This window comes from Oligella ureolytica DSM 18253 (assembly GCF_000373745.1).
GTDB classification, from domain to species: domain Bacteria; phylum Pseudomonadota; class Gammaproteobacteria; order Burkholderiales; family Burkholderiaceae_B; genus Oligella; species Oligella ureolytica.
Genome location: NZ_KB892302.1, coordinates 97,977 through 104,568 on the forward strand (window position 1 = coordinate 97,977; position 6,592 = coordinate 104,568).

Consider the following 6,592-nt stretch of genomic DNA (forward strand, 5'->3'; position numbering starts at 1 on the left):
TTAGATGTCTTCATACTTTATCTATATCAGTCTCGCAGGCAGTAGCATTTCACTTGCACTGTTAATTTATTTCTTGTTTATGCCCAGTCTTAAATCAGATGTGCAGAGACCTGTGGGTTTGCAAATTCACCGTGCTTGGGGATTGCTATGGCCGTGGATTAATTTATTTGCAGCGTTAGGACGACCATTGATGTCGTGGCGCTACCGCATGGCGGTGGAAAAAGAGATTGTTAAAGCAGGGCGCCTTGACCAGTTAGAGCCGGAGCATGTCTTTGGTTTACAAATAGCCGCGGCAGTGTTGGGGTTTGTTTTTACCGTGGTGATGTTTTGGTGGTTAAAGATTAACCTCAACTGGCTGCTTATGTGTGCCTTATTTAGTGCTGTTTTGAGTTTTTATTTACCACGTCACAAACTGCGACAACAAGCTAAGGAGCGACAGCGTTTGATGCTTAGGCAATTTCCTTTTTTCCTGGACATGATTACTTTGTCTGTTGAGGGAGGGTTAAATTTCCACGGAGCCCTAAGCCAAACCCATCACCTTTTGCCTAAAGGGCCTTTAAATACTGAGATTAGCCATGCCTTGAGTGATATGCGTGCCGGTCTATCCAGACAGGATGCCTTAAAAGAAATGGCTAAGCGTGCGGATTTAGAAGAAATTACCCATTTAATTTCATCCATTGCTCAAAGCCAAAAGCTGGGCGTTAGTCTGGGACCTATTTTACGAGCCCAGTCAGAGCAACGGCGTAGTGAGCGCTTTATGAAGGCGGAGAAACTAGCATTAGAAGCACCGGTAAAGATGCTATTTCCGCTAGTGACATGTATTTTTCCGTGTACCTTTATTGTCATAGCCTTTCCAATTGTCTTGAAACTAATGAATGCGGCTTGGTAGCTGAGGGCACATTAATGAAAATTACCTACTGCTTAAGTCTGCTCGCCAAGTTAAAGGGCTTATTAGGAAAACGCAATCTAGCTGAGCATCATTGCTATGTTTTTGCGCCATGTAAAGCGATACATACCTTTGGGATGCGCTTTGCCATTGATGTGATCTTTTGCGATAAAACAGGTCATCTCTTAAAGTACTATCGACAATTACCACCCAATCGTATAGTCTTTGTATCTAGGGCTTTTTTTACAATTGAGTTGGCATCAAAGGAACTGTTAGACGCAGAGCAGCTTCAGCAGACCATTGCTGCTTGTTTAGCCTTTGATAGTGATAATAAAAACCATATTAACTGGATTTAGAAAGGCCTCAAGATTTCATATTAAACAGAGGAGATGTTATGAGTTATAAGGTGCCCGTTGGAGATATTAACTTTAATCTTAAAGTTATGGGTCTATTAAAAGAAATACAAGAGCTATCGGCTTTTGAAGAAATAACGGATGATTTAGTTGATGCAGTAATTGAAGAAAACTCGCGCTTGGTTGAAGATGTCATTGCCCCATTAAATGTCGTTGGTGATCAAAACCATCCAGTATCTCAGGATGGTACAGTGACCCTTAGTAAAGGTTTTAAAGAGGCTCTTCAGCTTCATTCGGAAGGTGGTTGGCAAGCTCTGCAGCATGATCCGGGATACGGGGGTCAGGGCTTTCCTAAACTCTTGGCAACGGTCTTATCAGAAAATCTTAACGCCGCTAATATGGCCTTTGCCTTATGTCCGGTACTGACAGATGGTTGTATTGAGGCGATTACACAAGCAGGTAGCGAAGAACAAAAGCAACGCTTCATTCCACCCATGGTCGAAGGTCGCTGGACCGGTACAATGAACTTGACTGAGCCACAGGCAGGTTCTGATTTAGCTCTTTTAAAATCCAAAGCGGTGCGCCAAGACGATGGTACTTATCGTATTAGTGGTCAAAAAATCTTCATCACCTGGGGTGAGCATGATGGTGCAGAAAATATCATTCATCTGGTTCTAGCGCGTACTCCTGATGCGCCTGCCGGGGTGAAGGGCATTTCTTTATTTGTGGTGCCAAAGTTCCTGGTCAATGAAGACGGTAGCTTGGGTAAACGCAACGATGTTATTTGTACGTCTCTTGAGCATAAACTCGGCATTCACGGCAGCCCAACCGCAGTGATGGTCTTTGGTGACAATCAGGGTGAGGTAGGTGAAGGCGCCATCGGTTATCTTATCGGTGAGGAAAATGACGGTCTCCGTCATATGTTCGTGATGATGAATGAAGCTCGTTTTGCGATTGGTCTACAAGGTACCTCAATTGCTGAACGTGCCACGCAACAAGCATGGGCTTATGCGCAAGAACGTATTCAGGGGACTGCGGTTGAAGGTGGTAGCCGCGAGTCAGTCAGTATTAATAAGCATCCTGACGTGCGCCGCATGCTGATGACGATGCGAAGTCTCACGGAGGGAAGTCGCGCCATTGCACTCTATGCCGCAAGTCGTGCCGATTTAGCCAATCATCTTGAGGATCCAGAAGAGCGTGCTCGTTACCAGGCCATCTATGAATACCTCGTACCGATTGTTAAGGGCTATAGCACCGAGATGGCTCAGGAAGTCGCTAGCTTGGCTGTGCAAGTCCATGGCGGCATGGGCTATATAGAAGAAACTGGAGTTGCTCAACTGTTCCGCGATGCGCGCATTCTGCCTATTTATGAGGGTACGACGGGTATTCAGGCCAATGATATTATCGGCCGCAAGACGATGCGTGATGAGGGTGCAGTAGCTAAGTATTTTGTAAAAGAAATGCAAGATACGGCTAGTCGTCTACTGGATAGCAAGGACAATGATCTACGTTTTATAGCTCAGAAGTTGGATGTAGCAGTTGAAAGCTATGCGAGGGTAGTGGATTATCTGATTGATTTAGGCGCTAAAAAATCCATGAGTCAAGCCTTTTCGGGTAGCGTGCCATATCTAATGCTTGCCGGCTATACCCATTCAGCTTGGCAATTAGCACGTCAGGCTTTAACTGCTGCTGAGTTAGGTGAAGCAGGGGGTGAAAAACTTGCCACAGCCTTATTTTATGCTGCGCACATTACGCCGCGCGTACTTAGCCTGGCGGATGCGGTGATGGCTAGTGAGCAGTGCGTGAGGAGCTTTGAAGGGATAAGCTTTGATGCGTAGTTGATTGAAGATTTAATAAGGGGCTTTGATAAGCCCCTTTAATGTTTTTGGACGATGTAAAAATTGTGGCATTAATGCAGCAACAATTAATTACATGAAAAATAAGCTTGATAAAAGTACTGTATAACTGTACAGTACTAGATATCGATACAGTAGTTGGTGTCGATTATCAGGTTTAGGGTCCTGATAGGTTTGCTCAGTGATTTAATGTGCAAAGTTTACACTGGGCAAACCCCATAACTAACCCCTACAAGTCAACTAGGTTTAGGAGTGTGTTATGTCAATCCATCGTGCAAATAGTGTAAATCAAAAATCCGCAAAATCACAATCAGAAGATGCTTTTGCCGTTCATCCGAGTTTTACATACCAAGACAATCATAGTTACGTCACGCTTTATAAGCGTCGTCCAAGCTCTTTTTTATCAAAGCTTAAATCAGTCGATATGTCTAAAGTTGGCGATGTTGTGAGCGTGTTGCTCTGGGCTGTGTCTATTCCAGTCGTCTTTAGTTTGGGATCGATCGTTGTTGTGTGATGTCTGCAGAGAGTAAAAAAGTGCTGTATAAAAATTAACCCACCAGAAAACAGTTTTTTGGTGGGTTTCATTTTGCTTATTTCGTCACTGTATCAGTAGAGAAGGCGCCGATAACATCGGGGATGCTGGTATGGTCTTCTAGTTTTTCGAACTGCGCTGATAGTTTTTTAACAAAATTACCAATCGCCACAGCATTCGACTCCGTTAGCAACTTCACCGTTGAGTTTGGGTTAGCGCTGGTTTTAATAATGTCCCTAGCAAAAATAAGTGCAAGGGTATCTGCTTGAGATTTTTTCATAAGTGTTCCTTATGTTGGTTGCTGATTTCTTGTAGATGGGGCTTGTTGGGAGCCTTTCAATGCATGAGCGCATAAGCAAGCGCTGTTTATGGTTTATTGTAGGGCAGGACGTTAGCGGTGAGGGGAGTAACGGTGTTGGGGACGTGGGCAATAGTTGAGATGTATGATGGAGCAATAAGCTACTTAGAGCTTCCTATGAATTAAAAGCGAATAACTCAGATCGTGAGATGTTAATGAGTTTGCTTGAGAATTCCCGTCTAGCTAATAATAAAATGAAAGATCTTATGAAACGGCTATTGAAATACGAGGAAAATCATGACTATTAAACTAACAAAATGGGATATACAGGATCATCTTAAAACGGATGAAGACCGCCAAGCCTATTTTGAGGCAGCAATAGAGGAAGCCGGTGATGACCCTGTATATATTGCCCATGTATTAGGCGATATTGCTAAATCTTATGGAATGACAAAGCTTGCCCAAGAAACAGGTTTGACTCGTGAAGAACTGTATAAATCTTTTGGAGAAAATGGCAATCCTAGTTTCATCACTGTGTATAAAGTTGCTCATGCGCTTGGTTTAAAAATTACATTTCAATATGCGCAATAAACTTAAATTTCATTGCATAAAGTAATGCTCGAATGAATTAGAGATTAGTTTTCATTTTATTTTATTGTGTCTGACGTACGATAATTACGCTAGACAACCTTAATAAACGGCATCTGGTTAAAATTAGGAAGTGACAACTATCCTGCCAGACAGGGATATTATTGGTGTAAATCAAAGGGAAAAACTTGGGGAAAGTCTCTATGCATTACATGTCGTGCGAAAGGGAATAAAGGGCGTTATTTCATTGTATTTTGCATAGCCCACGATAATATTATTGAGGTACTGGACCTGTTACATGACAGTATAGGCTTGGAGAGCCACAAAATTATGATTTGATATTACGAGTTTATTTATTGAGTCATAATTTGATCTGAGAAATAAGTAAAAAATTTAAAAACTTCTCTGAGAGTTTTCTCACTGACGATATTTATATTTTCACCGAAGATTTTAGCAAGGTCACTTTATAAAACACCAGTTTCAAATAAGGTCGCATTACTAAGGGGCATAACTAGGAAACCTATATCACTATTAGGTGTGTCTTCTCCACGAGCTACAGTAGCAGCTCCACTTGGGGTTGACGTTTTATAAATATCTTAACGATTTTTAGTAAAAAATTCTGATGGATATATATAACCACCTCCTTCTCGATTATTTAAATTGACTGATATTATTGTATTCAATCTTGTTTAAATGCTAAGAGGGTAAAGTGCCTGTCTTTGGTGCGTAAGCTCGACATATCTTGTTTAACCTTAAAGCACTTAAATAGTAAGAATCAAAAAGAGTGTGAACTTGGAAAGGAATTAGAAAGATGATAGAAATAAAACATTTGTATCTTGTATCGATACGCGATACAATTATATTATGATAGTGGGATTTCGACACAAAGGTCTCGAAGCTTTCTACCTTACAGGAAGCACTAAGGGCATTCAATCATCCCATGCTGCTAAGTTGGAGCGTATTTTAGGTGCACTGGAAGTTGCTATAAGACCAGAAGATTTAAGTTTTCCGTCCTTCAGACTGCATCCTCTAAGAGGCGAACTTAAAGGTTTTTGGTCAATCACTGTGAATGGCAATTGGCGGGTGATATTTCGCTTTGTTGGTGCTGATGTAGAATTGGTCAATTATTTGGACTACCATTAAGAAAGAGTGAAAAGTATGATGAAAAACCCACCCCATCCAGGCGAATTATTGCGCGAAGATGTAATAGCCGAATTAGGTTTAACCGTAACTGAGGCAGCAGAACGCTTGAGCATGTCTCGAGTTGCACTTTCGCGTGTTCTAAATTGCAAGGCAGGTATTAGTCCCGATCTAGCCATACGCCTTGAGCGTGCTGGCGTTAGTACTGCCCGAGCATGGCTCGCTATGCAGACCAATTACGATTTAGCCCAAGCTATGAAACGTCCTCAGCCATCGGTACAGACTTTATTTGCCGAAGAATCACCTGTTTGATAGCCGCAAGAGGATATTAAATGTTCGTGTGCGCCAATTAACTTAAGCAAACAGCGTTTAGTTAAAAATTAGAAAGAGAGACACTAAGCTGTCAGATAGATAGCACTATACATCTCATAAGATTCATGAAGATTTTACAGGACGGAAGAGGGTTGGAAGCTGTGAATAGCTCTGTACTTCACAGCACATTTTTGTGCTAAGCTACTTTAGTTTAGCTAAGGGTAAGAGGTAGTTGACGACGGTTTCCCAATCTAAAAATGGGTCTTGTCCAACATGTATATGTTCGCCACGGAAAAGTCCGGCGCCATTTTTGGTTCTATCATCGACTAAAAAATTGAACCGCCCCGAGTATATCGGAGAGTGGATTGCTTGAGTCAGGCAACTTTGTCTGACTCAGTAAGACTATCATAGTATCGTCTCTCAAACTCAAAAGGCGACACATAACCAATCGTACTATGAATGCGAGTTTTGTTAAACCAATCGACCCATTCAAGGGTTGCTAATTCAACATCACACGCATCCCGCCACTGCTGTTTTAAATATTCAATCACCTCTGTTTTATAAAGCCCGTTAACCGTTTCAGCCAATGCATTATCGTATGAATCACCGGTTGTACCAACAGATGCA

9 protein-coding genes are annotated in these 6,592 nt (G+C 42.0%); 7 read left to right on the forward strand and 2 right to left on the reverse strand.

Annotated elements, in window-relative coordinates; all coding sequences use genetic code 11:
• Positions 1-4 precede the first annotated feature (4 nt).
• The 4 genes from B092_RS0107215 (at position 5) to B092_RS0107230 (ending at position 3,609) form a co-directional block, all read left to right on the forward strand.
• Positions 5-889 carry a type II secretion system F family protein gene (locus B092_RS0107215; RefSeq protein ID WP_018574586.1) on the forward strand — a complete coding sequence of 295 codons (885 nt, stop codon included), beginning with the start codon at positions 5-7 and terminating at the stop codon, positions 887-889.
• A 14-nt stretch (positions 890-903) separates the two neighbouring features.
• Positions 904-1,242, forward strand: coding sequence for a DUF192 domain-containing protein (locus tag B092_RS0107220; RefSeq protein WP_018574587.1), 339 nt, complete (start codon positions 904-906; stop codon positions 1,240-1,242).
• A gap of 38 nt (positions 1,243-1,280) precedes the next feature.
• A complete protein-coding gene (locus B092_RS0107225) occupies positions 1,281-3,077 on the forward strand; it encodes an acyl-CoA dehydrogenase family protein (protein ID WP_018574588.1) in 1,797 nt (598 codons plus the stop codon).
• A 277-nt stretch (positions 3,078-3,354) separates the two neighbouring features.
• On the forward strand, positions 3,355-3,609 hold the full coding sequence (locus B092_RS0107230) for a hypothetical protein (RefSeq protein WP_018574589.1): 255 nt from the start codon (positions 3,355-3,357) through the stop codon (positions 3,607-3,609).
• Positions 3,610-3,685: 76 nt separating this feature from the next.
• Here B092_RS0107230 and B092_RS0107235 read toward each other — a convergent pair whose 3' ends face one another.
• Positions 3,686-3,907, reverse strand: coding sequence for a hypothetical protein (locus B092_RS0107235; RefSeq protein WP_018574590.1), 222 nt, complete (start codon positions 3,905-3,907; stop codon positions 3,686-3,688).
• Positions 3,908-4,222: 315 nt separating this feature from the next.
• On the opposite strand from B092_RS0107235, the gene B092_RS0107240 reads away from it, so the two are divergent.
• The 3 genes from B092_RS0107240 to B092_RS0107250 all read left to right on the forward strand — a co-directional run bounded on the left by B092_RS0107240 (position 4,223) and on the right by B092_RS0107250 (position 5,965).
• The gene (locus tag B092_RS0107240) at positions 4,223-4,516 is read left to right on the forward strand and encodes an addiction module antidote protein (protein WP_018574591.1); all 294 of its coding nucleotides are present in this window, start codon (positions 4,223-4,225) and stop codon (positions 4,514-4,516) included.
• 861 nt (positions 4,517-5,377) lie between these two features.
• Positions 5,378-5,656, forward strand: coding sequence for a type II toxin-antitoxin system RelE/ParE family toxin (locus tag B092_RS0107245; RefSeq protein ID WP_018574592.1), 279 nt, complete (start codon positions 5,378-5,380; stop codon positions 5,654-5,656).
• A gap of 15 nt (positions 5,657-5,671) precedes the next feature.
• On the forward strand, positions 5,672-5,965 hold the full coding sequence (locus tag B092_RS0107250; RefSeq protein ID WP_018574593.1) for a HigA family addiction module antitoxin: 294 nt from the start codon (positions 5,672-5,674) through the stop codon (positions 5,963-5,965).
• Between the two features lie 374 nt (positions 5,966-6,339).
• Here the strand turns inward: B092_RS0107250 and B092_RS0107255 are convergent.
• Positions 6,340-6,592 (reverse strand): integrase core domain-containing protein (locus B092_RS0107255; protein WP_018574594.1); only part of this gene is annotated, 253 nt, incomplete at its 5' end.

What these genes read in the sequence shown, in the direction of transcription:
- B092_RS0107215 (WP_018574586.1), top strand. Translation starts at nt 5, where the DNA reads ATGTCTTCATACTTTATCTATATCAGTCTCGCAGGCAGTAGCATTTCA.
- B092_RS0107220 (WP_018574587.1), top strand. Translation starts at nt 904, where the DNA reads ATGAAAATTACCTACTGCTTAAGTCTGCTCGCCAAGTTAAAGGGCTTA.
- B092_RS0107225 (WP_018574588.1), top strand. Translation starts at nt 1,281, where the DNA reads ATGAGTTATAAGGTGCCCGTTGGAGATATTAACTTTAATCTTAAAGTT.
- B092_RS0107230 (WP_018574589.1), top strand. Translation starts at nt 3,355, where the DNA reads ATGTCAATCCATCGTGCAAATAGTGTAAATCAAAAATCCGCAAAATCA.
- B092_RS0107235 (WP_018574590.1), bottom strand. Translation starts at nt 3,907, where the DNA reads ATGAAAAAATCTCAAGCAGATACCCTTGCACTTATTTTTGCTAGGGAC.
- B092_RS0107240 (WP_018574591.1), top strand. Translation starts at nt 4,223, where the DNA reads ATGACTATTAAACTAACAAAATGGGATATACAGGATCATCTTAAAACG.
- B092_RS0107245 (WP_018574592.1), top strand. Translation starts at nt 5,378, where the DNA reads ATGATAGTGGGATTTCGACACAAAGGTCTCGAAGCTTTCTACCTTACA.
- B092_RS0107250 (WP_018574593.1), top strand. Translation starts at nt 5,672, where the DNA reads ATGATGAAAAACCCACCCCATCCAGGCGAATTATTGCGCGAAGATGTA.